The 26,672-nt window shown below is 61.9% G+C and carries 19 protein-coding genes; 8 read left to right on the forward strand and 11 right to left on the reverse strand.

Going from position 1 to position 26,672, the window contains the following annotated elements; all coding sequences use genetic code 11:
- Window positions 1-258 precede the first annotated feature (258 nt).
- From CFE35_RS02820 to CFE35_RS02835, 4 genes are all read right to left on the reverse strand, one after another.
- Complete coding sequence (locus tag CFE35_RS02820) at window positions 259-1,578, reverse strand: hypothetical protein (RefSeq protein ID WP_292927705.1); 1,320 nt, start codon at window positions 1,576-1,578, stop codon at window positions 259-261.
- On the reverse strand, window positions 1,575-7,454 hold the full coding sequence (locus CFE35_RS02825) for an AAA domain-containing protein (protein ID WP_292927707.1): 5,880 nt from the start codon (window positions 7,452-7,454) through the stop codon (window positions 1,575-1,577). The genes CFE35_RS02820 and CFE35_RS02825 overlap by 4 nt, the downstream gene beginning before the upstream one ends.
- A gap of 359 nt (window positions 7,455-7,813) precedes the next feature.
- Window positions 7,814-8,434, reverse strand: coding sequence for a 4Fe-4S single cluster domain-containing protein (locus tag CFE35_RS02830; protein WP_292927709.1), 621 nt, complete (start codon window positions 8,432-8,434; stop codon window positions 7,814-7,816).
- Between the two features lie 20 nt (window positions 8,435-8,454).
- Complete coding sequence (locus CFE35_RS02835) at window positions 8,455-10,278, reverse strand: AAA family ATPase (protein WP_292927711.1); 1,824 nt, start codon at window positions 10,276-10,278, stop codon at window positions 8,455-8,457.
- 195 nt (window positions 10,279-10,473) lie between these two features.
- On the opposite strand from CFE35_RS02835, the gene CFE35_RS02840 reads away from it, so the two are divergent.
- The 4 genes from CFE35_RS02840 to CFE35_RS02855 all read left to right on the forward strand — a co-directional run bounded on the left by CFE35_RS02840 (window position 10,474) and on the right by CFE35_RS02855 (window position 12,249).
- Complete coding sequence (locus CFE35_RS02840; RefSeq protein ID WP_292927712.1) at window positions 10,474-10,899, forward strand: hypothetical protein; 426 nt, start codon at window positions 10,474-10,476, stop codon at window positions 10,897-10,899.
- 5 nt (window positions 10,900-10,904) lie between these two features.
- Entirely contained in the window at window positions 10,905-11,201 is a 297-nt protein-coding gene (locus CFE35_RS02845; protein WP_292927714.1) for a DUF5818 domain-containing protein, read from the forward strand.
- A complete protein-coding gene (locus CFE35_RS02850) occupies window positions 11,201-11,398 on the forward strand; it encodes a hypothetical protein (protein WP_292927716.1) in 198 nt (65 codons plus the stop codon). Before CFE35_RS02845 ends, CFE35_RS02850 begins: the two co-directional genes overlap by 1 nt.
- A 209-nt stretch (window positions 11,399-11,607) precedes the next feature.
- Entirely contained in the window at window positions 11,608-12,249 is a 642-nt protein-coding gene (locus tag CFE35_RS02855) for a S24 family peptidase (RefSeq protein WP_292927718.1), read from the forward strand.
- Window positions 12,250-12,258: 9 nt separating this feature from the next.
- On the opposite strand, the gene mobF is transcribed toward CFE35_RS02855, so the two are convergent.
- The 3 genes from mobF to CFE35_RS02870 are packed head-to-tail and all read right to left on the reverse strand — an operon-like array spanning window position 12,259 to window position 17,930.
- Window positions 12,259-15,204, reverse strand: a complete 2,946-nt coding sequence (gene mobF / locus CFE35_RS02860; RefSeq protein ID WP_292927720.1) for a MobF family relaxase — start codon at window positions 15,202-15,204, stop codon at window positions 12,259-12,261.
- A 34-nt stretch (window positions 15,205-15,238) separates the two neighbouring features.
- A complete protein-coding gene (locus CFE35_RS02865) occupies window positions 15,239-17,608 on the reverse strand; it encodes a type IV secretion system DNA-binding domain-containing protein (RefSeq protein ID WP_292927722.1) in 2,370 nt (789 codons plus the stop codon).
- Window positions 17,598-17,930 (reverse strand): hypothetical protein, encoded by a 333-nt coding sequence (locus CFE35_RS02870; RefSeq protein ID WP_292927724.1) that lies wholly within the window; start codon window positions 17,928-17,930, stop codon window positions 17,598-17,600. Before CFE35_RS02870 ends, CFE35_RS02865 begins: the two co-directional genes overlap by 11 nt.
- Before the next feature lie 928 nt (window positions 17,931-18,858).
- Here CFE35_RS02870 and CFE35_RS02875 point away from each other — a divergent pair.
- From CFE35_RS02875 to CFE35_RS02890, 4 genes are all read left to right on the forward strand, one after another.
- The gene (locus tag CFE35_RS02875; protein ID WP_292927726.1) at window positions 18,859-19,728 is read left to right on the forward strand and encodes an SMP-30/gluconolactonase/LRE family protein; all 870 of its coding nucleotides are present in this window, start codon (window positions 18,859-18,861) and stop codon (window positions 19,726-19,728) included.
- 67 nt (window positions 19,729-19,795) lie between these two features.
- On the forward strand, window positions 19,796-22,297 hold the full coding sequence (locus CFE35_RS02880; RefSeq protein ID WP_292927728.1) for a TonB-dependent receptor: 2,502 nt from the start codon (window positions 19,796-19,798) through the stop codon (window positions 22,295-22,297).
- Window positions 22,298-22,390: 93 nt separating this feature from the next.
- Window positions 22,391-23,050 carry an NAD(P)H-binding protein gene (locus tag CFE35_RS02885; RefSeq protein WP_292927730.1) on the forward strand — a complete coding sequence of 220 codons (660 nt, stop codon included), beginning with the start codon at window positions 22,391-22,393 and terminating at the stop codon, window positions 23,048-23,050.
- Window positions 23,051-23,052: 2 nt separating this feature from the next.
- A complete protein-coding gene (locus CFE35_RS02890) occupies window positions 23,053-23,979 on the forward strand; it encodes an SDR family oxidoreductase (protein ID WP_292927732.1) in 927 nt (308 codons plus the stop codon).
- 134 nt (window positions 23,980-24,113) lie between these two features.
- Here CFE35_RS02890 and CFE35_RS02895 read toward each other — a convergent pair whose 3' ends face one another.
- The 4 genes from CFE35_RS02895 to CFE35_RS02910 all read right to left on the reverse strand — a co-directional run.
- On the reverse strand, window positions 24,114-24,518 hold the full coding sequence (locus CFE35_RS02895; RefSeq protein WP_292927734.1) for a twin-arginine translocation signal domain-containing protein: 405 nt from the start codon (window positions 24,516-24,518) through the stop codon (window positions 24,114-24,116).
- Window positions 24,515-24,919 carry a cytochrome c gene (locus CFE35_RS02900; RefSeq protein ID WP_292927736.1) on the reverse strand — a complete coding sequence of 135 codons (405 nt, stop codon included), beginning with the start codon at window positions 24,917-24,919 and terminating at the stop codon, window positions 24,515-24,517. Before CFE35_RS02900 ends, CFE35_RS02895 begins: the two co-directional genes overlap by 4 nt.
- Window positions 24,916-26,469, reverse strand: coding sequence for an FAD-binding oxidoreductase (locus CFE35_RS02905; RefSeq protein WP_292927738.1), 1,554 nt, complete (start codon window positions 26,467-26,469; stop codon window positions 24,916-24,918). The genes CFE35_RS02900 and CFE35_RS02905 overlap by 4 nt, the downstream gene beginning before the upstream one ends.
- Window positions 26,466-26,672 (reverse strand): hypothetical protein (locus CFE35_RS02910; protein WP_292927740.1); only part of this gene is annotated, 207 nt, incomplete at its 5' end. The genes CFE35_RS02905 and CFE35_RS02910, both read right to left, overlap by 4 nt.

Genomic DNA, 26,672 nt, shown 5'->3' on the forward strand with positions numbered 1-26,672 from the left:
GCGCCAAGTGGCTCCGTAGCTGTGGTGAGCCAGTTTCGCCGATCAAACCTGATCCGATGAGCAGCCGTAAGTGACTCAATCATTGTCTCGTAGGTTTCGACAGCTTCCGCAGATGCGTCAAGATGAGCTTGGCGGGCCATGCCACGCTGACGAGCAACACGCTGCCGTTCAGCCTGTTTGGCCGCTCGGTCCATAGCGCGCATCGTGCGAACCATGCCACGTGCGAACTGCCGTGAGGTGACCACTAGAGCACCCCCTTCATTGCAGACTCCGACCTTTGAGCTCCGGTGCTGCCACACTCTCGCGTGCCTCCCGCTCCCGGTCGGCTATGCGCTTCAGTGCCCGCGCACCAATTGGAAGTGAATTTTCGATCACGAGCTCACCCTGCGCCTTGGCGAGCCTTGCGCCTAACTCCGTAACCTCGCTGCACCAGATCGTTTCGGCATCGCGGTCGCGTGCCGGATCGGGCCCGGCACCGCCCAAGGTGAACGCTATCGGTGCCATTTGAATTCGGGTTGCGCCAGCCGGAGCTGTTATCTCCACCCCGTAATCCTGCCTCGCAGCGGAGCGCACCACCAGGCGGCCCTCCTGCGCCAGAGTTGTAGTCATGCCTTCGCTAACCTTGTATCCGAGACCGGCTAGACCATCGAGCACAGCAGCCCGACGCGCGGCGGCCGCCGTTTCGCGCTCGTGGGCGTCGAGGATCGTTTTGATCTCTGCTTTGCGCGCCTCAATGTCGGTGATTGCGCTGTCTTCAATCCTGCCGACATCAGCCACGACTATTCCGGCAGCGGATGCCTCTGCAAGCAAAAGGCGTAAATCGAACAGTGCTGCGGCTCGGCCTTCTTCGGCCTCGTGGACGCGCGCAGTCTCGACAGTGAGGCCGTCGAGCACAAGCGCCCGCCTGGCCAACGGGGCGTTCTCCGCCTCATCTAGTCGTACTTGCCATCCGGCTAGCATCTCGTCGCTGACTAGGTGTTTTAGAGTGTCGAGCCGGAGGGCAATCACCTCGACCAGCGGATCGAGTGGCGGGGGGGCATGGAGCGCCAGCCAGTCGGCAAAGGTTTTGCCCTGCCCATTGGTCTGCAATTTCCCTGCCAACTCGAGGTTTGTAGTCAGATTGTTCGGCTCTGCTGCTAGGAGGTCAAAGCCCTTGGAAAGCGCTGCAGTGTCGCCGCGCTCGATCTTGGCCGCCAATTCGTTGTCTATCGGTGCTTCCCTTGCTCGCAGTGTGCGAAGCAGGGTAACTCCAGCTTCGCGCGCACGCCGGTCGCGTGAGCGTGCCTCAGCCAGCCGGCGCGCGGCCACGCCGAGGCGCTCTTGGATGTCCTGCCTGAGGAATGCCTCCTCGCGCGGGGCAGCTTTCTGCAGCTCAGTAAACTGGTCAGCCGCTATCATCCGAGCAAGTTCAGCGCGGCGCGCTTCGGCTGCCGCAATCGCGCCGTCTTCGAGGCAATCGTTGCGCAATCCAACCCTTTGCCACTCGGTCAACGCTGCATCAACCCGGCCGAGCAATCGCTCACAGATCGCCAGAACCTCCTCGCGCGTTACCACGCGCACAACCTTTGGTCCGCTCACACTTGTCTCCCTAAAGCCGTGATGACCGCATGCCGCAGGCGTTCCCGCTCGATCTGAGGCTCGTGGTACCAACGGTGCGACGAGACACGGTGAAGCGCAGGTATCGATCGACGCAGTACCGCCGGCCGCCACATCTCTCTTGCGCGAGCCGTAGCGAGCAGCGGGTGTCGCGGAGCATCGCACTCGATGCCGATGCCAAAGAGGCCGGTACGCGGGTCTTCAATGGCGAAATCGAGACCAAACGCGCCGCCCTCCTCGATCAATGCGGGCTCCCAGCCCAGCGCACGAATTTCGGCAGCAACTGCATCTTTAAAGCCGTCATGACCATCGTTCAGCGGACTGCGACGACGGCCCTGCTCGCTTGTGAGTCTTAACAAAAGCGCTTCAGCCGCATCCAGATCGCCGTCCGAGAGCGTTCGCGCATATTCGAAGTACGCCTGAAGATAGTCGCGCGGACTCGCGGCCTGCCGCCGCGTCGTCAACAGGTCGGAAATCAACGGAATCGGCATCGAAGTCACAAGAATAATCTTGTTCTTTGCGCGGGTCACAGCAACGTTGAGGCGGCGCTCCCCACCAGCTTGGCCGAGTACCCCGAACGATCGACGGAAGGTCCCCTGCGCATTTCTGCCGAAGGTAGAGGAAAAAACGACCACGTCGCGTTCGTCGCCCTGCACGTTCTCTACGTTTTTGACAAAGAAACCCATATCTTCGCCACCTTCGACGCGGTCGCGCTCGCGAGTGAGCGCGACGCGAAACGCCGGGTCTTGCTCGGCGCGCTCCTCGAGTTTGTCCTCGATCAGGTCGGCTTGCTTGCGGTTGAACGTAACAACGCCAACGGTCGGTGGTGCATTGGGTGCCTCCAACCAGAGCTTGGCCAGCACGTCTGTGACGCGCTCAGCCTCAGCGGGATTAGTCTGATCGATGTAGGTGCCATCAACACGAATGAGTTCGATTGGCCGCTTACGACGGATCTCTTCGGCGGGGTGGCGGGCCGGCACACTGAGTCGGTTCGCGTAGAACGCCGCGTTCGAGAACTGCACAAGTTCGCGGTAGGTTGAGCGGTAGTGAATCTGCAGCGTCGTCGGCGGTAAAACGGTCTTCGCGAGCTGGAGAAGGTCCGGACAGTCCTTTATCTCGCGTCGATTCCAAGTTTCCTCGATAACCTCACGCTCTTCCACAGCCAGGTCCGAATCCGCGCTATGGCCCTCGAATATCTCCGCCTCATCGCTCTCGACGCGGCTAGAGAAGAACGCAGTCGGTGGCATTTGCTTTTCGTCGCCGCTGACGATCATCGTCCGGCTGCGGTAGAGAGTGGGCAGCGCGTACTCGACGGGCATTTGCGATGCCTCGTCGAAAATCACCGTGTCGAATAGCGCCTTGCGAAGCGGCAATAGACGGCTCGCAACGTCCGGATTCACAAGCCAAACAGGCCGCAGCCTCATCAGTCCAAGGTCGGCTCCGCGATCGACAAATTCCCGCATTCGCCTCGCGCGCGCGCCGCGAAGTCGGGTTATGTCCTCCCATTCTCGCATCGGCCTCAGGAGCCAGGTTTCGATGTCATCGACGAGCAGGCGGCGGTTGAGCGCTCGCATCTCTTGGGCTGCACTCGCAAGCGAGGCCGCCTTTGTCTCGAGCTCATTGGCTTCGAGGAGGAGGTTCGGATCGGCAGTCTCAAGGCGCGTCTTCCAGGCGAGCCTGGACTCCGTGGCGATGATGCGGCGCACTGAGGGTTCCAGTTCCCCTACCACCAAGTTCTCGAGCTTGCTGCGGATGCGTGCAAGCTCAGCAAAGACTGCCATGGACTGCTCACCGAGCAGCGGCACGCGGACGCGGAACTTTTGGTAGGCGGACAGGTGAGGCAAAGCGCTTAAAATCGGCTCAATGCGAGCCGAATTGTCAATGTTCGCTACAATCGCTTCGAAGCAGACTTCGCTCCAGTCATCTTCAAGCCAGGGTTTCAGTTTTGCGAGCGCCGAGCTACTGGTAGCCCTCGCATCGTGACGGGCGAGGCCTTGGTGTATAGCCTCCATGAGATCTACAACCGCCTCGCGCGTCGCGGCGCGGGCCATAGCCTTTGCTGTTAAAGGCTCGGGATACGCCTCGAGCCGCACCACAAGCGCTTCAGCTGCATCCAGTTCGGCGGCAAAACTGCGCGTAGCCGCAAGAAGGTCGGGAACGCGCATGCCAGCAAGGTCTCCCGCAGGTTCCCCAATATCGATTGCAGCTACGATAAGCCGATCGCGAAGCGGGCGGAGTGCCTTCTCACGTTTCAGCGCGGCGCCGAACTCGTACGCGTCAGCCAGACCTTCGCGTCGCAGTAGGCGGCCTCGCCGCCAAAGCCAAAGCCAACGGTTCGGAAACAGCCGCCCGAAAAATCCCGGGCTGGCGAGCAGCCGATCTGAAACCTCGATCCAACTATCCAGTTCTTGGTCGTCCATCGCCTGCGCCACAGCGATCGCATCGGCGGGGGCCTCGTCCGCGGGAAGACCAAGTAGGCCCCTTTCGAGCATTGCCAGTTCTACTCTGGCTGTCGTGGTCGCGCGGGGTCTGACGCTCGCGCCTCCCAGCGACTCAAGCCACCGTGCAAGACGCTCTCGCGCCGACAGTTCGAGGCCTAAAAGCACTGCCCCGTGTTCAGCGGACCAAGTCCGATAACCTTCCGGGTCCTCGATTATCAGAGCATCGGGAGTTCGCCTGATCACGTCAGCGCGTTCGCGTTCGGCCGCAGCAAAGTAGGCTAAATCACCTGCAAAGGTCTCGATACTTCCCTCGTCATTGCCAAAGGAGCGAGTCGCAGCGAGTGGGCTGCCCTCGAAGTTTGCCGGAAGCCATAAGCGCGCAATCGGCACACAGCGTTCCAACAAGACTTCAAGCTCGCTCGGATTGAGCACACCGACGAGGTGCCGCAGCGAAGGCAAGGGAATGCTAGGTCCCTCCCTGGCGAGGCCAATGAGGTCGCCCAAAATGAGCCGGTAGGACATGCCCGTGACGGCATCAGTTTCGTGGAGGGCACGATGATGCCCGTCAAGTTCTTGCTCAAGCGCCTCAATCCGACCGGCCATCTGCTCACGCTGCATGCGCCATCCGGTCGCACCGCCCGGCCGTTGGAAGAGTTCCTCGAGCTGCTCACGGATCATGCGGATCACTGGCTCACGGTCTTTGTGAACATCGTTCACCATGACGATGCGACCACCGAGGCCCGCAGCCTCTAGGCGCTTGTTCACGACTTCGAGGGCTGCCTGCTTTTGGCATACGATGAGCAAGCTCTTGCCATTGCCGATCGCGTCCGCGACCATGTTCACGATAGTCTGGCTTTTGCCAGTTCCAGGTGGACCTTCCACCAGCAGGCCACGTCCATGCCGGGCCTCGAGCACTGCGGCTTCCTGCGACGGGTCGCTATCAGATGTAAAAAAGCGCTGGCGCTCGGGTACGGCGACGAGCTCGGGCCTCGCCACCTGCTCGCCAACGCGAAAAGCAGTCTCGAGGCTGGTCCCAGTTGGAGGTAATGCCTTGAGCTGCCTCAGGTCCTCCATAACTGCCTGGCCGAGGAAGCCGAGGTGGAAAAGTGCTGCCGCGCAGACAATGCGGTCGTCGCCGGGTTTGATCCGTAAGTCTTTGGACGGGAGTGGCCCCAGATCGTCGCCTTGAATTTCGGCCAGGCCCGCGAATGCTTCAACGACTTCGCGCGCGGAAGCCGAGGCGCGTCCGAGCAGCTCGTTAGCACACTCCTGCCAGCGTGCGGCTGTCTCGACTCCAAGAAGTGTTTCGAATGCAGGATTAAGCCGGACTTCCTCCCGATCGTGGTCGAAGGCAAGCGTCACCCGGCCGCGCGCACCGACCTCAGGATTCAGCTTCACCGGCCAAAGCAAAACTGGCGCGATCCGCGGGCGGGTCGACGCCTTAGTCTCCTGCATGACGAAAAACGGAAAGCCTAGGTAGAGGCCATCGATGCCAGTATCTCGGCGATAGAGGGTCGCATGGCTGTGGAGGGTCCGAAGGCGCCTCTCAATCCGAGGATCCTCGGCTAGGGGTGCTGGATCAATGTCGAGAGCCTGTTCACCTCGCAAAAGCACATGATCAAGCAACTGACGGGCTGGTCGGCGTTCGCTAGTAAGCTCGAATAGGTCGACGCGGGCGGTGGTCTTGCCGATAACCATTCGAGTGAGTGGACCGCGCATGATCGCGCCGGTTATCCGCCGGGCATAGAAGTCCAGCAAAGTTGCGACATATGCCTGCTTTGGAGGCTGGCGCCATTCCTCTGGCGCAACAGCAAGCAGCGCGAGAGCGCGCGCAAGTGGCAGCCGACGCTCCAGCCTAAATTGGTCACCCCAATCGTCTATACGCTCTCGTCCGCACCTTGCGAAACCCTCAAGACGGCGCTCAATCTCGGCATAAAGTTCCCGGCGCGGCTGACGCATGAATGCAAGCGCGGCGTCGCGATCGAAGGTTTGCATGCCCGCGCCGCGTGCAGCGGCGGCGGCCTCATCGACGATCGTCTCGGCAGCGCGGAACTGTCCGATCGCCGCACTGAGGAGAATAATGAAATCTTCCTCCTCGGTCACTCTCCGTTCCATGATTGCCAACAGGCCAGGGTGGTCCGTATCCGGGAGGATCTGCCGTTTCTCGTCCCAGACCGCCGCTAACCGAGTTTTCGATGTCGAAAGTGCGAACACTCGCAACTGAGCCTCGTCGAGCTCAATAGCCAGCTGACTTGCGCGTTCGCGCACACGCTCAACTCGCCTTTTCAGACGAATTAGCCATAGCTCCTCGTTGGCCGCTTCCAAACGATCAGGAAGCGGTCCCGTGACGAGTGCGTAACCCTCCTCGGGGTGATTAAGCAGCCAGCCCGGCGTGACAATTTCGCCGCGGACGACAAGCGGCATGGCAGCGTTGAGTGACTTCAGAGCGAGTGCGGTGCGAAAGTCCTCGCTAACGTCATCCAATCTCGCGATCGTACGGAGTTCGATATACCGCGCCCTGGGCTGGCCAGCCTCTTCAAGCCATGTCGCCAGCGCTCCGCTCACCAAGAGCTCGCGTGCATCGTCCCAGTGGACTGCCTCTGCAGCTGCCAAAGCAAACCGTTCGGGGCTCGGATGCCGGACTCCTCCGAGCGAAATGGCCCTTTGGCTCTCTTGGGCGATGGTTCGAAGATCGACGGGAGGGGCTTCGGGGAGATCGCCAACCAGCCACCTTTGCACCTCATCCCAGCCCCAGCGGGTCCGCCGGTCGAGCGACAGCAGGCCTCGCAAGAGGACGTTTACATGGATCGGCAGGTCATCGGGGATCGGAGCACCGTTTGTCAGAACGCTGATGAGAAACGTCTGGTCGTCAGCGCCAGCAAAACATGCTCCGCGCGTCACCTGCTCGAGGAGCAGCATGCCAAGACCCCACCAGTCGCTTGCAGCAGCGACGCCGCCAGCCACCGCCTCGGGTGCAGTGTAGCGTGTGATCTCCAGCGGTGAGACAACGTCGAGATCGTAGTCCGACAAGCGGGCGGAACCAAAACCCGTGACTACAAGGTCAAGCGGATCCCTCGTTCGAACCATGATTGCGCCGGGGCGCAAGTCTCGGTGACGAAGGCCGCATTCGCCGAGCGCCGCAAGCGCGCCGCCAACCTCGACCAGTATTCGTGAAAGCGTTTCGTTGTCGTCTGGAAGCAGTCCGAGGTCAGCGAGGGTTCCGCCGCGCAGGTCCTCAGATACCTCGTATGCGCGATTATCCCAGTGGCCAGTCTCGAGAATCTCCGGGACGTGGTCGCGATCGAGCGCCCTGATCGCTTCATAGATTTCCGGGTCAGGCTCGCTTCCATCGGCATAAAGCGTAAGAACAGCTTCTAACCCGTCAGAGTTGCGGCGGGTCTCGTATCGCTCGCGCACGGCGCTCGTTGTGGGAAGTCGTCGCAACAGTGGCCAACCAGCGACGTGCGTCTCGACAACAGCCGGATTGGTATCGGTTACCTGGGTGTCGACAGAGCCTGAAACCTGATCTTCACTGACCGTTACATCCTCACCGCACAATGGGCACATAAGGTCATTTGGTTCGACCGGATGGCCATTGACGCAGGCAGCCGTTGCCGTGTTTGGCAACGGGAGAACTGTAGCCTGAACGGGGCGCCAGCCAGATGGGCGGATAGCTATTGCCGAGAGCGGCCAGTCACAGGGTGATCCATCGACTTCACCTCTACAGAAGCTTTCGGTTAGCGCCCTTTCCGTCAGACAGTTGGGACAAAAACGCATCATTTGTGCTGCTCGATCCGCATGTCAGACGTTTCAGCTGCATGCCCACTAGTGGCCAGAGCACGCCGAAGCCGGCCCATCGCGCCGCGAGCTGGAATACCGGCGAACCAGGCGTCCCCGTCCTGATCAAACATGACGTCGAGTCGGCGGTCGGCTGAGTCGGCTTTCTGATCGTATGCGGCAAAAGCCATCGCCTCATCGGTCAACAGGACAAGCCTCTGGTTGTCGCTCCCGCGAAGTGCCTTCGTTTGGGGCACCTCGGAGCGGTAGCGTCCTGTAACGAGTGCGTCGACAAGACCCGGGTTCGCCTTAAGCCATGGTGCAACATCGGCGAGCTCGAAACCAGTAAAAACGAGAACAGTGCCGGACGAGACCTCTCGCCAATGTTTGAGGAGGCGGCAAAGGGCTTCTGGCTGATCAAAGGGCTCACCGCCTGAAACCGTAAGACCATCTGCATCAGCGTACGCAGCTATGTGCGCAAGTAACAGTTCGATCTCGACAAGTCCGGTGCCGAATTCCCAAGTGTCCCGGGAGATGCAGCCAGGGCACTGGATTGAGCAGCCTTGGAACCACACGCCGAGCCGATTTCCCGGTCCAAGCGCCGTCACCGGAAAGTGCATGCGGGAGATCCCGACCTCCATTAGGCGTCCTCAAGCAAAAGCGTGGTGACCGTACCGGCCTCCAAAGAGCATATCCGCACTGGTCCGCTCACATCTTGGTCGAAGAGCGCGCGGGCAAGGGGATTGATTAGGTGGGCCTCAATCTTGTTGCGGATACCCCGACCGCCGTTGGAGAGGTCAGCGGTGCAAAGCTCCTGCAAGGCTGCCATTGCTTCGGCCGCAACCTCCACCTCATAGCCCGCCCCCCTCGCGTCTTCGAGGACGCTGTCGACCATCCCAGAAAAAATACGCAATGCAACTGTCGGGCGGATAAAGTCGAATACGATCAGGTTCTCGCCGAAACGGTTGAGAATTTCCGGTCTGTTCAGCACGAGCTTGAAGTGGTTCGCGATTTCCGAGCGCACACGAGATTGAACTTCCTCGAAAGGTTGATCGGGTGTGACATTGGCGACGCGTGAGCCGTCGGGTGCTGTCGCATAGATTCCGAGGTTGGACGTGAACACAATCAGAGCCTCGGAGAAGTAAACCCGATCACCCCTGCCAGAGGTCAACACTCCATCGTCAAGTATCTGTAAAAACTTATCTAGTATTCGTGGATGAGCTTTTTCGATCTCGTCAAAGAGCACCACGCTAAACGGCTTCTCGCGAACAGCGTTCGTAAGTTCTCCACCCATGTCGTAGCCGACGTAACCGGGAGGCGCTCCGATGAGACGCTGATCTGCATGCTCCGCACTGAATTCCGACATGTCGAAGCGGATGTAAGCGCTTTCGTCTCCAAATAGCAGCTCGGTTACCGTCTTCGCGAGTTCTGTCTTGCCGACACCGGTAGGGCCAGCAAGGAAAGCGATACCACGTGGGCGTCCCCCGCGCTTTCCGCTGCCCACGCCCGTCGCGGCGCGCTTGATGATGTCAAGCATGTGCACGACGGCATGGTCTTGACCGACTACGCGCTGAGAGATCGCTTCGGCGCCGCCACGGATCCGGTCGGGCTCAATTTTGCGCCACGCGTCCTCAGTGACACCCACTTTATAACGGCGGACAGCCTCACTGATCTCACCGATTGAGACTTTCTCTGTCCTTGCAAGCTGCGCAACGGCACTTAGGTCAACGAGCAGCAAACCCTCCGTAGCGTCGACGAGGTCGTCCTGTGCTTTCGCAAGCGCCTCGGGGCTTGCATCGCGCCCCCCCGGCATTCCGGCAATGAGCGATGGCGCAACTATCGCTCTAGCAGCGCGGTCGGGCACGGCTATCGGGATATGGCGCAAGTGCGGGTTGTCTATGATCAGCCAATCCGGAAGACTACCTTCCCTTTCGGCAATCCAAATCACCGTGTTAAAGCGCGGTTCCCGGTTGGGTCCGGCCGGGCGCGCCTCGGCTGACTGGCTCAGAATATGGGCGCGGGTAAACAGCTGTTGTTCAGCAGCAGCCAAAGCGTCCGCACGAATTACGAGCCGCGAGGCGAACTCGACCACAAGCGCCGTCGGAGCCCCGTCGAGCTCGACGAGTCGTTCGAGTGTAGCCGCGAGCAAGTCCGGACCGCCCTGTGCACGACCATTCACGGGGGCGAGGCCGAGTCGGTTAAGGACAGCCTCATCTCCATCCATTGCATCAGGCCCCGGCAGCACAGTAAATCCGTTCAACGGGTCGTAGGCGACGACCGCCGCGTAACCAGCTTCGACGAGGCTGGCCGAGAGCACATCGCGAAGAGGTGCTGCCACGGCGACATCTTCAATCACGCGGATCTGTAAATCCCTAACGTTACCCGTGAGCACGAACTGGCTCTTCAGCGGTAGGAATCGAGTAAGATCACGGATCCAGCGCGGGCGCCGGTCTTCACTGGTCAACGAGATTCCCCCGATCGTTATGACTTGCCATGGCCTGTGGCGCTACGCCTCTTAGACTAACTTATCATAGCAGGAATTCAACGCGGACCGGCGCTCGCAAAACCGGCGCGAGAGGCGTGAATGTGTCCTAGAGTTCAGGATGGCTTTGCCTTAGCGTTGGCAATTGCTCAGAATAATGGATGAAACATCGTAGCCATGTTCCAGATTTTAGCCGCTGCAGTCATTTCTGCGGGCCAAACATTCACCTGCACGCCCACGCATGTCTGGGATGGAGATGGGCCGGTCTGGTGCGCTGAGGGTCCGCACCTCCGCATTGGCGGTATTGCGGCGCGAGAGATGGACGGCACGTGCCGCTCAAACCAGCCTTGCCCTGCCGCAACGGCGATCGAAGCACGCGATGCTATGGTCCAGTTGTTCGGCGGACCGCGCGGAACAATCGAGACCGGGCACGTCATTGTAGCTGGGCCTCGATTGGTCTGCCAGTCGGTGGGGTCAGCCGGCGGCAACAGAACAGCCGCCTGGTGCCGCTTCCCGTCTGGGGCCGATCTCTCCTGCGCGATGATAAAAACCGGCACGGTCCTGCGCTGGGACCGCTACTGGAAAGGTCCAGCCTGCAAGTGAGCAGCATGGAGCACCTGACCGGCACCATCCAACACGGTCCCAACGGCCTTGTCCTGGAAGCCGATGGCGGCGGCATGTGGGAGCTCGATAACACCCGCGCTGCCCGCAGGCTTGTCGGATCACATGTCGAGGTTGTCGGGCAACGCGCGGGGTTCAATGGACTGGTGTGCGATCAGATCCGGGTTGCAGGTCAGATTCGCCCGCAGGCATTCAAACTGCGCCTCGAGTTTCTGGCAATAGGTGCGCTGGTTGCCTATGGGCTGTACGCAACCGTTGCCACTGCAATCAGCGCATTTGGCTGATGCTGAGCGACTGGGAGCTCTGGGCCTGCGCCAATGAGGTCCTCAAGACCCATGGCGACAAGGCAGCGCTCTTCGTTGCTGAACAGATCGGCGTACTCGTACTCGAGGGTGACCAAACTGGCATCGCGACCTGGCAGGCGATTGCGCGCCGGATTTCCGAACTTTCTGATGGGCACGGATCACCAACGAAGCAGTGATCGCACTTGCGCCAACAAGATACCTCAGTCGTCCTGCGGCCCCTCGCGCGATGGAACAGGGGTCTTACGCGAACCCGCAGGTTTGATCGAGCCTGAGGGTCGTAGGGTACATTGCCGATCGTCGAAACCATCTTGAGTTCACTTTTTGTTCCATGTAAGGATACTTCCTAGCCCTAGGATGGAATCCTAGAATCTCAGGAACGCAGACCATGAACGATCCACGCGCAGTGCTCGATGATTTGATCCGCCAGCGCGGCGTCAACTACTCGTCGATCTCGCGGCTGCTTGGCCGAAACGTGTCCTATATCCAGCAGTTCCTCCGCAAAGGCAGCCCTCGCCACCTCGACGAACGGGATCGGCATATCCTCGCCCAGTTCTTCGGGGTCGATGAGACTTTGCTTGGTGGGCCTACTGCCCTGGCCACGCCGGTCGTGCAGCTGGTCCAGATCCCGGTGCTTGATGTCGAAGCCTCGGCGGGTCACGGTGCCCTTGCAGGGACCGAGGCCAAAGCCGGCCAGTTCGGTTTCGACGACAAATGGCTACGCAAGCTGACCCTGGCCAAGCCGACCAACCTCTCGATCATCAAGGTGACCGGCGACTCGATGGAGCCGACACTGCACGATGGCGACGAGGTCCTGGTCGACGTGTCGGACGAGCAATCCAAGCTGCGCGACGGGATCTATGTCCTGCGCATGGACGGCGCGCTCAACGTCAAGCGGGTGGCGATCGAGCCTCAGGGTCGCAAGATTTCCGTGGTCAGCGACAATTCTGCTTACCCAAGCTGGCAAGGACTTGACCGGCGATCGGTGAATATCGTCGGCCGGGTGCTGTGGTTCGGCCGCAAGGTCTGAAACGCCGCCTCATATCCCCATCTCGAACGGCTTGACCATAGCCTTCTCGCGCTCGGGCGGCTCCTTCTGCACCGGTGCCTCGTTCTGCACACCCCGCTCAGACACTCCTTTGGCGAGCCCCGAGGCGGCCGCATCGCGAAGCAGGCCAACCGTCTCAAGCGCTGAGCGCTTCATGCCGGTGTTGCGGGCAATGGCCGCGCCAAGCCGCGAGGCGTCGTTGACGAAGAGCGTCAGGCCATCGCGCAGGCGGGTCACCGTCACAAGGAAGGTCTGCTGGTTCGAGAGATTGCGCTCGCGGCTGTCCATAACCGCGATGCCGCGATCCGATGTCAGCCCCTGCGCCATATGGGCGTTGAGCGCATAGGCGAGGTCGAGCCGCTTCAGCATCGGATCATCGACCGGTAGATCATGCGCAATGCCGGTCGAGGTCACCAGCGAGACCGCATCCCTGCTGATCCCGGTTATGCGCGCCTGGTCGGCGTTGATCAGCCCGCGCTTGTGGTCGGTTTCGGTCCAGCGGATCCGGTCGCCGGCATGGATGTCGAGGCGTTTGACCTCGAAGAGCCGCAGAGGGTCATAGCCGCCGTTGGGACGGAGTCGATCGAGGCGCAGGGCCGTGCGTTTGCCACCCGCTCCCTCCAGCGTAACCAAGCCGCGCTGCCGGTCGCAGTCGATGACGGTGTAAGTGCCCTTGGCCAGCTTTTGTGCCCGGTTTTCACGGTCGAACACGGCGATCAACCCGGGGCGGTAGCTCACCGCATAGCGCAGCTCCTCGCGCGTCGCGTTGACGCGTGAGAGCACATCGAGCCCCAGCGCCGTCTGGCCCAATTCGCCATTGGCTTTGAGTCCTGTCTGGACCGCGGCATTGACCTCGCTGCGCAGCGCCCGCCCCGAGGCATAGATCGCGGTGCGCTCGCGGTCGGCAGGCGTGAGCGCCAGCCACGCCGCTGCTGCTTCGATCGCCGCGCCCTCACCTACCTCTACGACATTCTTGCCGAGGTGCCGCAGCGCATCATCGATCCGCCCGCCCTGCGCCGCCTGCTGCGCAGCGCGCAAGCTCTTGGTGCGAGCACGGATGTTGGTGTTCATCGTGGCGGTTTCGACGCCGGAGCGCTGCATCACATCGAAGGGCTTGCCCGCGTCGACCGCCCCCAGCTGCTTGCGGTCGCCGATGCTGGCGAAGCGGTCGACGCCGAGAAGGTTGGCGAGGAGGACCAGCTTTTCCTTGTCGGCATTGCCGACCATCGAAGCCTCGTCGAGCAGGATCACCGCGCCCTTCATCTCAGCTCGCGCCTCGGCAAGCCGGGCCGGATTGCCGCCCTCGAGCAAGTCTTGATGGCGGCGCAGAAAGCGCGCGACCGTCATCGACGGGATCCCGGTGTCGCGCTCGAGCATCTGCACCAATGTGTTCTGCACAGCGAGGCCAAGCACAGTTCTGCTCTGCTCGCGCAGGATATCGGCCACGGGCTTGAGGACGGTACTCTTGCCGGCGCCCGCGACGCCCTGGATGGCGACGATGCGGTTGGTAGAGCCGAGCAGCAGGCGTCCCGCACCCTCTTGCCCGGCGTTCAAGGTTATGCCGTATTTGAGCTGCGAGAGGCCCTGCAGCCGAACACCGGCTTCATCTGCGCCGATGATCGGCGAGACCTTCCCCCTGCCCGCTTCCACGGCCGCAACGATGCGCAGTTCGGAGGCGACCGCGTCCTTCGTGGTGAGCATGCCCTGATTGGCGCCAGCGCCGCGTTGAAGCGCGCCTTGCCGGACGAGTTGCTGCACACGCTGCTCGATCGCAGGCAGTGCTGCCGGGAGGCCAAAGCCAAGCGCCGCCCGGTAGAGATCAACCTTGGAGAACGCCGCCTCGCGCTCTGACAAGTGGCGGACAGCCGATGCTACGGCGTGGGCCGCAGCGACCTGTTCGGGTGACCGCTTGGCCATGTCGCGCGGCATCAACGGATCGCCCTCCCTCAGCCCGAAGCGCTCGGCCAGTGCGGCGGCCAGGTCCTGTGCTTTCGCGGCAGTCCCGCGCACAACCGAGGAAAGTCTGCCGACCTCGCCGAGGCCCTGAGCCGCACGCGCGTTGGCCCGGGCCATGACGACGGAGGGATCAAAGCCGATCGACCTAGCCTTCTCTTTCCACGCGCTGACAAGCGCTGACCGGTCCTCGACGACACTCTTTTCAGAGCGGGTCATCAGGTTGGCAGCGCTGCGCGCGGCAAGGCCGCGCGAGGCCATGCCTTCCAGCTGCCCAAGGATTTCTGCGCGGCGCGAACTGAAAGCGTCGCGCACGGATTTTGGCACGCCGACCGCCTCGAAGTTGCCGTGCTTGCCGATCTCGCCAACCTCATATCCAAGGCGCTCGACCGAGATCCGGAAACGGGCCATCGTCATCGCATTGAGCAGGGTGTTGTGGTCCCAAAGCTTGTCATTGCGCAGGGCGCGCCACTTGCCGTCCGGCCCCTGCGTCGCATTGGCGACCACCGCATGGATGTGGGCACCCGGTTCCTGATTTCGGTTGGTGTCGTGCATGAAGAGCGCGACGGTCAGGTTGCCAGTCGCCACGGCCTTGTCCTTGCCGCGCACCTCGATCCGGGTCTCGGCGAGATTGCGTTCGGCCCAGGCGAGCGTCTCTTTGACCGCTTCGGTATAGACCTCAAGGATGCGCCGGTCGCCGCCCACCAAGGCAAGCAGCGACCAGCTTTTGGGCATCGAGAAGGTGAGGTCGGTCCCTGCCCGGTGCTCGCGCTTGTCGGTGCCAAGGCGGGTTCCATCGGGCAGAAATCCCTTGAGGATTGCCTCGAACGCCTTGGCATCGACTTCACCCGAGAGCCCCAGCTTGTCCGCGCCTTTGCCGAACCATTCGCCCGAACGATCGGCATCGGCACGGGTGTAGTAATTGTCGGCGGCGAAGTAGCGGGCAGCACCGCCCGCAGTGCGGACATTGGCAACGGACAGCATGGACTGGGGCCTTTCACCAGGCAGGGATCACGCGTCAGATATCGATATCGAACTCGCCGAGATTGCGCGGCTCGGGGGGGCCGTGATCCGGTGCGACTGCATCATCCTCCAACGCCAGACGCCGCGGATCGGTGGGTGCCAGCGGCCCCTCCTGCTTGCCATGATCCGGGAGCGCTGGACTGCGTCCGGCTCCCGAGAGCCTGCCGCCAGCAGCCACCGTCTCCCTTGGTTCCTGACCTCCGCCAGAGTTCTTCGCAGGCACCGGGCCGCCCCTGTGAGCCGGCGCTGTACCTGCTCCTGGCAGCATCGCGCTCTCATCCGCTGATCCGCCATCACGCGAAGCGATTGGGCGCCCGCCAGCTCCATCTCCAGTGCCCGCTGGAACAGTCGAATCGAACAGGTCGAGCTCTGCCCAACTGCGATCAAGGCCCTCGGGCGGTAGGCGTTCGGGCTGCACAAGTGGCAGTACTCCCTGACGCAGATCGAGCCTCCTACCGGCGCCATCGTCATTCGATGACGGGTGCTCGGTGCTTGTTGCGGTCGGCCCCTCGCCCCGGTTGCTGCCCTCATCCGATTGTGGTGCAACCGGTCTGTTTGGGATGGGGTCTGCGGCCCTGCGGATGAACCCTTTGGAGCGCATCCGGCGATCAACAGGCGTGAGCTCGACCTCCGCCGCAGGGAAACCATCAGGGAACTTGAGATAGCCGTTGAGGCGAGGAAGGTCCTTGAGCTGGTCGGGCAAAAGCAGAGGTTCAACGAGCTTGCGCGAGGTCAGGCTGACCGCATCACGGGCATTGTTGAAGCCATACGTGTAGCCCTCCTCCATGTCGCGGACCTGTGTGTGACCGATAAAGTCCGAGCACCAGGTGGCTGTCTCGCGGTCGCCCGTCCCGAGGATCAGCTTGGTCCGGGCAAGCGAGGACAAGGTCATCGCCATGTTTTCGCCGTAGACCTCCTTGAGCTTGGCATAGGCGTGGATCCCGGTGACGATCGCGCCGCCAAAGTTGCGCGCGGTTTGCAGACCCTTCTCGAGCGCAGGGAGGCGGTGGAGCGCGCCCAGTTCGTCAATGAAGAACCAGATGCGCAGGTCGCGGGTGCGATCGAGTGTCATCAGCGTGTTCATCGCGAGATCGAGCCAGACGGTGAGGAGCTGTGTGCACACGCTGAGGTCGACATAGCGGGCGGAGATGAAGACGAAGCCTCCGGGTTTCCCGGCGCCCTCGATCCACTTGCGCATCGAGAAACACGGGCCTTCGCGCGGCAGCAACTTGAGCGCCTTGGCATTCGCGTTGAAGACCGCGCGGATCGATTCCGCCATGCGTGCGGCCTCGGGAGCGGTCAGCGGATCGGCAATCGTCCCGCGCATCAGTTTGTGCACTTCTGCAAGGTCCGCCGTCATGAGTTCGCGCGCCAAAGCCTCGTTGCTGTCCGCGCCGCGTGCGCGCAGCTTGAGACACATCTCGACGAACAGCAGGCGCGCAGCGAGCACCCAGAACTGCTCCGAGCCGCCCCCATCGTGGGGCACCAGAGCCTCGGCAGCAGCGGTGAACTCGGCTTCGTCGCGGCACTCGTCGAAAACGCTCCAGCGCGGGCAGCGCGCGTCGAGCGGATTGAGGATCACATCACGCGCGGGCTCGTAGAAGTGCTCGATGAAGTGCCCGGTCAGATCGAAGATTACTGCGCGTTGCCCGCGGCGGCGGGCCTCCTCGATCATATCCGAGAGCGCCACGGTCTTGCCCATGCCGGTGGTGCCAATGAGCATCGCGTGGCTCTGTTCGAGGCGCCAGGGATAGGTCACCCCGGCGATAGCTGACGGGCGATAGGGAAAGGCACGTCCGAGTTCCTCCTTCGAGCACAAGCGCCACTGATGGCCGAGTTTGGCGGTCCACTCCTTGCGCTGCTCGGCTGTGTTGTGCTCGCGAATCTGCGCTTTGAGATCGGCGAGATCGGTGAGCATTGCGCCGCGCTCGTGCTTGCGTTCCTTGGCCTTGCCGCCGAACCGGGCGGCGAACCAGATCCAGGCGACGAACAGAGGCACAAGGAACAGGGCAGACCAAGCCAGAGCGACACCGACGAGAGTCATCAAATGCCGCCAGGCGCGTACCACCGGCGGATAGACATCGAGCAGGGATATAGGGAAGGTCACGGACCTGCCCCAAGCCGTTCGCACTTGCACATCGTGGCTGGGATCGAACTCCATGAAATGGTATCCGGCAGCGTAGGCGCGCATCCACGCGAGGTAGACCTCATGGTCAGTCATGCCTGCTGACACCGTCCACCAGGTCATCCAGCAGGTAACGATCAAGGCAATGATCAGCGGGCCTTTGAGGCCCGCTGCGAACATGAAGCCGAAGTGCTCGATGAGCTGGCTGCCGCGGGTGAAGTTGCCGAGATCACGCTTCATGGCTGCTTCCTTCGTCGGTGGATTCAGAGAGAGCTGCGGCGCGACAGCGATCGGCAAACACGGTGTGAACGCGCTCGCGCAAAGCATGGTCGCTATGGCCCGCCAGGAGGGCATCGACTCCGACCATGGTGAAGAGCGACTGGCGGTAGAGCTTGATCAGAACACTGCGATCGCTGGCAGCCGAGAGGTCGTTATCGCAGGCGCGGACAATGAGCGTGCGGAGCCATTCGCTGACGGCAAGGCCGCTGGCGGCTGCTGCTGCGCGCGCACGCGTGGCAAGCTCGTCCGAGACGTAAGTCTGGAGGCATTTGGGTCGTGACATTGGCAGATTCCTTCAAATGAAGGAGCCTGGTCACCCTGCGAAAGTGAGGAGCAAACTACATCGATCAATAGAACATGTCAAGAACATCGAGAGCGAGGATTTGTGCGGTCTTCGCCTCCCCGCCCGAAAGGCAGACGTGCCGCTATACCCTGCAAGTCAGAGTGACGGGAAAGCGCCGAAGGGGCTGAAATCACCATTTTAGGCAATCATCCCAATATCTTAGAACCTGCGACAAGTCGCGTACGGTGTGCCTGAATTTGTTCCCAATTTGTGCGTGTTGTGTTCGGGAAATTCCGCCCAATGTTTTCGGAGGAATGGGCCTCAATCTCGCAGGATACCTAGCCCATCAGGCGTCTGAGAGGAAGCCACTGTGCTCGACGCTCTTTGCCAATGTTCCACTTCACGGAAGCAAATAGCCACCTCTACTGCAAGATCTGGGTCCAGCTAAGATCGGCGGTCGGAAGGCATGGGAGCCGTTAAAATTAGCGCATTGAGGTCCGCCATTTGAACCCATTCTGCGGCGGCTTGATTGCACCGCTCAAGGGTTGAATTCGGTATCGGTGGCGCAGCTTGGATCGACACCCTCCTTGGTGACGATTTTGGCTTTCCGCCAAGTCGCCACATCAAAAGAACGGCGGACGCGAACCCGCTCTACGGTCGCGCAATTGCCCACCGGCAAAGTTCGTGACCGCATCCCTCCTGTTGGGTGAAGCCATCGCCAATCATCATTCACTCCAGAGCTCTTGCTTGCGCCACGCCAAAGATCTTGATCGCGATGCGGCGCGACTTCCCTCGGGTTCGAGCTGGTCTGCCGCCCCTTTGCACGCCCCGATAAGCAGAAAAACTAGCATCGGCGCTTGACTCCTTAATGGTGTTAAATGATTATACCGCATAACCACCGGTCACAGATCGGGGATGGGAGATTGCAATGCAGATTGCGAAGCTGGAAGTGCCGCGCTGCCTTGTGGGCGAAGGGCCAGTGTGGGACGTCGGCTCTGGGCTGCTGTTCTGGATCGATATCCTAGGTCGCAAAGTCCACAATCTTGATCCCGTGACCGGCGCAACCCGGACCTGGGAGGTTCCCGGCGTGATCGGATCCATGGCTCTGCGCGAGGGCGGCGGAGCGATCGTCGCGCTGGCCGATGGCGTCTATGCGCTCGACTTTGATGCCGGTGAATGCACCCTGATTGCTTCAAGCCCGGACCTTGACGATCAGGTGCAACTGGCTGACGGAAAGGTCGATCGGCGGGGCCGTTTCATCGTCGGATCGAGCGACCGGGGCATGAAGGATGCTCGGGGCAAGCTCTACGTTCTGGAGCCCGGAGCCTCGCAGCTACGCGTGATCGACGATGGCATAACGTTATCGAACGGGCCTTGTTGGTCGCCGGACAACGCCACGTTCTATCACGCGGATTCGATCCGGAACGAGATCTACGCCTACGACTACGATATCGAGACGGCCGCCGTTTCGAACCGCCGCCTCTTTGCCAGCACGGCCGAGCTTGGCGGGATACCCGACGGCGCAACGGTCGATACGCTTGGCGGGGTGTGGAGCGCGATCTGCGAGGGCGGAAAGCTGGTCCGGTTCCTGGCCGATGGCTCGATTGACCGGATCATCGACATGCCGGTTCGCCTGCCGGGCAGCGTCATGTTCGGCGGCGCCGGGCTGGACCGGTTGTTCGTCCCCAGCCTCGATCCGTCCTTCATGGGACGCGCCAATGATCCGCTCGACGGGGAAACGTTCGTGATCGACGGGCTGGGTTTCACTGGCCTGCCAGAGCCGCGTTTCGCCGGTTAGCCGCGCAATTCAACATCACACAAATCAGCCCGGGCGCGTTTCGATCCGGCAATGCAGGAGAGGGAATATGAGAGAACGCAAGACCACCACCATCCGTCTGTCAGCGCTCCGGCTGGGCCTCAGCGCTTCGGTGCTGGCCCTCTGCACCGGCGCAGCGGCGCAGGCGCAGGAAGCCGCGCAGCCCGCCACCACGGACGAAATCGTGGTCACCGCGCAGTTCCGCGAACAGCGCCTGCAGGATACGCCGCTGGCGATTACCGCGGTCGACAGCAAGCTGCTGGAATCGCGCAGCCAGACGAGCCTTGCCGAAGTTGCCAACCAGGCACCGAGCGTGGTGCTGCGCCCAACGACGGCGGCTTTCGGTCCTTCGATCACGGCTTCGATCCGCGGGCTTGGCCAGATCGATTTCAACCCGGCGCTGGAACCCGGCGTCGGTCTCTACATCGATGATGTATATTATCCACGCCTCGTCGGCGCCAACTTCGACCTGCTCGATGTCGAGCGCATCGAAATCCTGCGCGGCCCGCAAGGCACGCTCACTGGTCGCAACTCCGAAGGCGGCGCGATCAAGTTCATCTCGCGCAAGCCGACCGGCGAGGCGGGCGGCTATCTCTCGGCCACTTACGGCATCCGCAACCGCATCAACTTGCGCGGCAGCGTGGATTTCACGATCGCAAAAGATCTCTTCGCACGCATTTCGGGCACGTTCGCGGACCAGGAAGGCTATGTGAAGAACATCGATTATGGCTGTGCGTTCCCGGCCAGCGGCGTGCCGACGCGTGCGGGCGGGACCAATTGCGTGGTCGGCAAGGATGGTGACGTCGGCTACAAAGCGCTGCGCGGCATCGTGCGCTACAACCCATCGGATGCCGTCGATTTCACGGTCAGCGGCGACTATATCCGCGACAGCCGCCGCAACTCGGCCGAAGTGCTGCTCTATGCGAACAACACCAATCCGAACGTTGCGACCTCGAATGGCCTCCCATTTGACTCGCGCTTCATCTGCGGCCGCTTCTGCAACTATGCGACGACCGGTAACACGGCCGCATCCTTCGTCGCTGGCGCGATCCCGCCGCTGAATGGCCTGCCGATGGCGGCCACGCAGGGCACCGGGCGCACGGAATACAAAGGCTGGGGCCTCTCCGCCAATGCGGACTTCAAGCTGAACGACGATCTGAAGCTCCAGTCGATCACCGCCTATCGCAAGTTCGATACGGGCTTCAGCCCCGATGGCGATCTTTCGCCGGCCAATGTCGGCTTCGGCATCAGCCAGCTCGATAGCTGGTTTGTCAGCCAGGAACTGCGCCTCAACGCAAAGCTTGGCGATTTGGCTGACCTGACCGTCGGCGGCTTCATCTCGGACGAGAAGACCACCTACTACACGCTGCAGGACATCCGGTATGTGGCGATTGCATTGCCGACCGGCCCGCTGCCGCTGTTCCCGCTGCAGTTCATCGGCAACGATCCGGTGCGCTCGAAGTCCAAGGCTGCGTTCGCCACTGCGATTATCCACCCGGCCCCGGCGCTCACGATCACCCTGGGCGGTCGCTACACCAATGAATCGAAGGCCTATACGTTCAACCGCTTCAATCTTGATGGCAAGACGATCAACGGCTTCCTCGATCCGGTCGGCGCTGCGAACGGGGCCGGTTACAATGGTCCAAACGGCAAAGCACTGACGGGCAGCACGGGCCGCTTCAACGGCAACCGGTTCGACTACCGGGTCAGCGCGGATTACCGCTTCTCGCCCGCAGTGCTCGCTTACGCCACGGTCTCGACCGGCTTCAAGGGCGGCGGCATTGCGCCGCGTCCGTTCAACGCGGCGCAGGCCGTGCCGTTCGGTCCGGAAAAGCTTACCGCCTTCGAACTGGGCCTCAAGACGGACTTGTTTGACCGCCGCGTGCGCTTCAACGTTTCGGCCTATTACAACAAGTTCAAGGGCGCGCAGCTGACGCTGCTTTCCTGCCCGCAGTTCGGCGGCCCCGGCCCTTGCGCCGTGCCGCAGAATGCAGGCGATGCCGACGTGAAGGGCCTCGAAGCCGAACTGTTCGTCCAGCCGGTCAAGGGCCTGCAGATCGATGCCTCGGCCTCGGTGCTGGACTGGAAGTGGAAGTGCGTTGTGCCGGCCGTGGTCAATCCTGCCGGAGCGACCAGCGGCTGCTCCACCGATCCCGCGCTCGTCAGCCAGCTGGTCTCGCCGCCGCGCGGCGTGTCCAAGGCGCAGTGGAGCGCCGGCATCCAGTATGAGGCTGATCTAGGCAGTGCCGGGTCGATCACGCCGCGCTTCGACGCCGCTTATCAGGGGGCGATTGCCGGCACCGCGACGATCGCGCCCAAGGGTTCGCCTTCGGACCTTTATGCCACCGCTGCAGCCTTCACACTGGCCAACGCGCGGCTGACCTGGCGCAACGCTGGCCGGGATCTGGACGTATCGTTTGAGGTGACGAACCTTTTCGACAAGTACTACTTCCTCTCGAAGTTCGACCTAACGGGCGCGGGTGCGGGTTCGATCTCGGGCATGCCCGGTCGTCCGCGAGAATGGGCCGTAACGGTCAAGAAGAAGTTCTGAGGCAATGGGGGCGGGTGCTGCGGCGCCTGCCCCTTTCATGCCCGCCCAGTATGGTGCCAAGTTTCATTGGATGATCGCCGGAAAGGGATACTTGTGAAGATCGCGATCCTGGGCGGCACCGGCTTTGCTGGATCATACGTGCTGACGGAGGCTCTGACACGACCGGAGCTCGTCGTGACAGCGATCGTTCGAAATCCCGCCGCTGTCATGCGGCATGAGCGATTGACAGTCGTAAAGGGTGATGTGTTCGACGCTGGTCCGTTGGCGGACGCCCTTCGAGGACATGACACGGTAATCCATGCCTTTCACCCGGGGCGCGCTACCAGCATGGCCGATGTATATGATCAATGCATCGCAGGGCACGAAGCGATCATTGCTGCCACACGGCTTGCCGGTGTCTCCCGCCTTGTCTGTGTCGGGGGAGCGGCCAGTCTCATGACACCGGAAGGCAAGGAATATCTTGATTCAAGTCATTGGGACAAGGCGTTTGATCCGCACCGCAACGCGATCCTGGGCACCCGCGCTCTCTATTATCTGCTGAAACCGGTGACGGATCTTGATTGGGTGTTCCTGGCGCCCTCCGCGTGGCTGCGTCCGGGGCAGCGCACAGGGATATACCGCACCGGCAAGGACGACATGTTATTCGCCGCCGATGGGACAAGTTCGATTTCCAACGAGGATTTCGCGCTCGCGCTGATCGAAGAGGTCATCACGCCCCGGCATCACCGCGAACGCTTTACAGTGGGGTATTGAGCATGACCAAATATGTCATTAGCGGCGCATCCGGCAGTCTTGGCAGGAAGATCACCGAGCAGCTGATGGAGAAAATCCCGGCTGAAAACCTTTCTGTCAGCACGCGCACACCGAACAATCTCGATGCGCTCAGGCAACGCGGCGTTGCGGTCCATGCCGCCGACTACAACGATCCTGTGGCACTAGAACGCGCCTATGCCGGGTCTGATGTGCTGATGTTGATCAGCAGCCTGGCCGTCACCAAGCGCGTGCCGGAGCATCGCAACGCGATCAATGCGGCGAAGCGGGCTGGCATCAAACACATCGTCTACACATCGACGGCGGGCATCCACCCGCAGAACCCGACCCTTTCGGCGTCAGATCACATCGTCACCGAGGATGACCTGCGCCGCTGCGGCATCGGCTACACGATCATGCGCAACGCCTGCTACGCAGAGGTTTTCCCGACGGTTGCAGCACAGCCAGTCTTGCGTTCCGGCGAATGGGTGCAGGTTGAGGGGAACGGCAAGCTCGCGCCCATTTCAAAGAACGACATAGCCCGAACGGCGGTGGCCTGCATGCTTGATCCTGCGCGGCACGATGGGGCTGTTTACGAAGTTACCGGACCGGATCTGGTCAGCTTCCGTGACATCGCCGCCATGGCAAGCGAGGTTTTCGATGTTCCTATCCGCTATGTGCCGGTGAGCGTGGAAGAGCGCTATGCGATGCTTGATGCGATGGGCGTGCCGCGCCAATATGCCGAAGGCATGGACGGCCACCCCGACGCCCATCTGTGGTGCAGTGAAGAAATGGTGACTGCGGACGTCGCGTTTCAGGCTGGCTATAACGGCATTCTGACACATCACGTCGAATTCATTACGGGCCAAAAGCCCAGATCTCTCCGGGAGGTTTTTGAGCTGTGCAAAGGCAAGGACTATAATGATTGCTAGCGACAGAGCGGCTGAAAGAGAGTTTCATTTCACGGCTTGATCTGCACTAACCGGGTGGTCCGGTTTGGGCTTATGTGGATCGTCGCTTGGTTGACAATGGTTGGCCGCAGCTGGAGCAATGCGAGCGCGCGGTGTCAGGCCTGCGTGGTCAGGGTCAGGCAGAACGTGCTGTGCCCCAGCTGCTGGATGCTCGGGCGAAGCGCCGCCTCCCGGCCCAACATAGAGAGCACATAGACCGTGTCCCACCGGCCGATCACATGCGTCGCCCCCGCCTTTCGTACAGCCGCTTCCAGCCCGTCGCGCCAGGCCCGCACCGGCTCTTGTCCGAGTACCTCGTAGAGCTGGGCGGGGTAGAGCTGCTCCACCATCGCCAGCGTCGCTGGGTCGGTCTGGCGTGCATCGATGAGCAGCAACGCGGTGTTGCTGCCGCCCGCCAGATTTCCCTGTGCCAGCGCAGGCCCCAGCGATACGCCGAGTGCACCTCCGGCCCCGGCCAAGCCTGCCATGGCCTTGCGGCGGCTGATCACTGGCCCTTTCACGGCTTGGCCTTTGCAAGATAAGCCGCGATCCGGTCCAGCTGCGCGTCGGAGAGTTCTCCACGCCGCACCGGCGGCATATTGCCCATGCCTTGCCGCGCGACGGTCTTGACGTAATCAACCGTCAGGTCGTTGCGCGCTTCCAGCTGCGCGAGCGCAGGGTCCATCCGGCGCGCCAGCAGGGCGGTGCCCATACCCATCCGCCGATGACACATGGCGCATTTCTCGACGAACAGCGCTTCATCCGGGCTGCGGGACGAGCGGTCCTGCTGCGCGTTGGCCCCGGCGTTGGCCTTCTGCTCGCCATTGGCGTTGGGGCTGCTCTGTCCGGCTTGCGCGGCGCTGAGCGCACTTGCCATTCCGGCAAGCGCCAGCGGGGCGATCCACCACAGGGTCCGGCTCATGCCTTCTTCTCCCGCATACCTGTAGGCCAGATGCCGCTTTTGCCTGGCGCGAGGATGCCGTTTGGATCAAGCGCATCCTTCAGCGTCTGGTTCAAGCGCTGCAGGGCGTGGCCGTTGAAATCAAACGTGTCCGCGATGAGGTCCATATAGGAGATATGCGCGCGGTACTCGGCATAGCCTTGCGCAGCGGCTTCCTTCACCAGCTGCCGCAACAGCTTGTCCGCATTGGCAACAAAGGCGGGATTGTCGCGGTCGAACAGCAATTGGTTGACGTTGTTCATGCTCCGCTCGCCGATGGCGAAGCTGGGATGGTAATCGAGGCCGTACTGGTCGTGCAGCTCATAGTTGCGCTTGAACAGCTTTAGCGCCGCGTCACCGTCGACCGGCAGCACGGGCGAGAAGCCGAGGTGTCCGCCCCGCCCGCCGAACCAGTTCGCGTTGGCGAGCGGATAGGTCAGCGGAACGCCGGTGACCGGTGAGCCTTCCGGCGGATCACCTTTCACCCAGCGGGTGCGGCCGAGCTTCTGGATCGGTTTCCCCTCGAACGCCTTTTCGACAACGCGCATCGTCGCCTCGGTGATTTCGAGCGGGCCGTAGAACCGCAGCGCGACCGCCCACCAGCCAATGCCGAACTTCTGCCGGATGGCCGAAATCGCACTTGGGCCAAGCTTTTCGCCGGGTTTGGCCCACTGGTCGCGCGTGGTGAGCGTGGCCGCGGCGCGCAGCCAGTTGCCGATCGAGGGCGATTGCTGGAGGATGCCATTGCGCCGCAAGGGGGCCAGCGTGTCAATCAGCCAGCCGAGGTCTTCCGGCTTGTCGACATCGATGTTGAGGCCCAGCACCGATTCCGGTGCGGCCATCAGCCACAGGCCCAGCTTGGTCACGATGCCGAAATTGGACTGGCAGAACATCGTGTCCCAGCTGGGGCCATAGCCCGGCTTGTAGAGGTTCCACGTCGGCCCGGAACCAATCGCACCCATGCCGGTGCGCACCAGATCGCCATCTGGCAACACCACTTCGAGCCCGCAGATGCGCGAGGCGTGGTCGCCATAGGGCGTATAGCCCACACCCCTGTCCAGTGCATTGCCGGCCACCGAGCCCCAGCTGTTGCCCGGCACCGAAAGGATCAGCGGCAGGCCCTTGCTCTGAATGAAATCGTATAGGTCGAAGAAACTTACCCCCGGTTCGACCACCACAGTGCCGTTGCGCTCATCAATCTCGATCTTCTTCATGCGCGAAAGATCGAGCACGACCGATCCGGCGAGAACCGGCGCCGAGCCGCCATAGCCGAAGTTCTTGCCCCGGCTGATCGGCCAGAGCGGGGTGCCGTGCCGATTGGCAATGCGCACGATCTCGCGCACTTCCTCCACGGTATCCGGCGCGATGGCGGCAGAAGGACGGTGCTCCGCCACCTGATCCGCACCGGCGAAGTGATCGGAATAGGCGTCCTTGTCCTCGTCGGAGGCAAACACGCGATCACTGCCGAGCAGAGCGGTAAAGTCCCGCAGCGCCTGCTGCAGGCCCTGCACATCTATTGCGGTGCGTTTCATGATGCGTCATCCGTCATCGAGAACAAAGGCATGGGCTGGAAAGCCTCGGCAGCGACACAGAGCTTCTGGAGCTGGGCCATCAACTGGACCGTTTCAGCGCGGCCGATGACATCGCAGCAGAATTCGAACTGGGCATCGATGGCGCCCAGCTCAAACGAAACGGCGGCTTTGCCCTTCGGCGTTGTATGGAGCGCAAGGGCCTG

Source organism: Novosphingobium sp. PASSN1 (genome assembly GCF_002278815.1).

Bases quoted from the DNA above. Each gene is read 5' to 3' on its own strand.
- CFE35_RS02830 (WP_292927709.1), bottom strand. From the start codon at position 8,434: ATGCACTTTCCGGTGACGGCGCTTGGACCGGGAAATCGGCTCGGCGTG.
- CFE35_RS02840 (WP_292927712.1), top strand. From the start codon at position 10,474: ATGTTCCAGATTTTAGCCGCTGCAGTCATTTCTGCGGGCCAAACATTC.
- CFE35_RS02845 (WP_292927714.1), top strand. From the start codon at position 10,905: ATGGAGCACCTGACCGGCACCATCCAACACGGTCCCAACGGCCTTGTC.
- CFE35_RS02850 (WP_292927716.1), top strand. From the start codon at position 11,201: ATGCTGAGCGACTGGGAGCTCTGGGCCTGCGCCAATGAGGTCCTCAAG.
- CFE35_RS02855 (WP_292927718.1), top strand. From the start codon at position 11,608: ATGAACGATCCACGCGCAGTGCTCGATGATTTGATCCGCCAGCGCGGC.
- mobF (WP_292927720.1), bottom strand. From the start codon at position 15,204: ATGCTGTCCGTTGCCAATGTCCGCACTGCGGGCGGTGCTGCCCGCTAC.
- CFE35_RS02865 (WP_292927722.1), bottom strand. From the start codon at position 17,608: ATGAAGCGTGATCTCGGCAACTTCACCCGCGGCAGCCAGCTCATCGAG.
- CFE35_RS02870 (WP_292927724.1), bottom strand. From the start codon at position 17,930: ATGTCACGACCCAAATGCCTCCAGACTTACGTCTCGGACGAGCTTGCC.
- CFE35_RS02875 (WP_292927726.1), top strand. From the start codon at position 18,859: ATGCAGATTGCGAAGCTGGAAGTGCCGCGCTGCCTTGTGGGCGAAGGG.
- CFE35_RS02880 (WP_292927728.1), top strand. From the start codon at position 19,796: ATGAGAGAACGCAAGACCACCACCATCCGTCTGTCAGCGCTCCGGCTG.
- CFE35_RS02890 (WP_292927732.1), top strand. From the start codon at position 23,053: ATGACCAAATATGTCATTAGCGGCGCATCCGGCAGTCTTGGCAGGAAG.
- CFE35_RS02900 (WP_292927736.1), bottom strand. From the start codon at position 24,919: ATGAGCCGGACCCTGTGGTGGATCGCCCCGCTGGCGCTTGCCGGAATG.
- CFE35_RS02905 (WP_292927738.1), bottom strand. From the start codon at position 26,469: ATGAAACGCACCGCAATAGATGTGCAGGGCCTGCAGCAGGCGCTGCGG.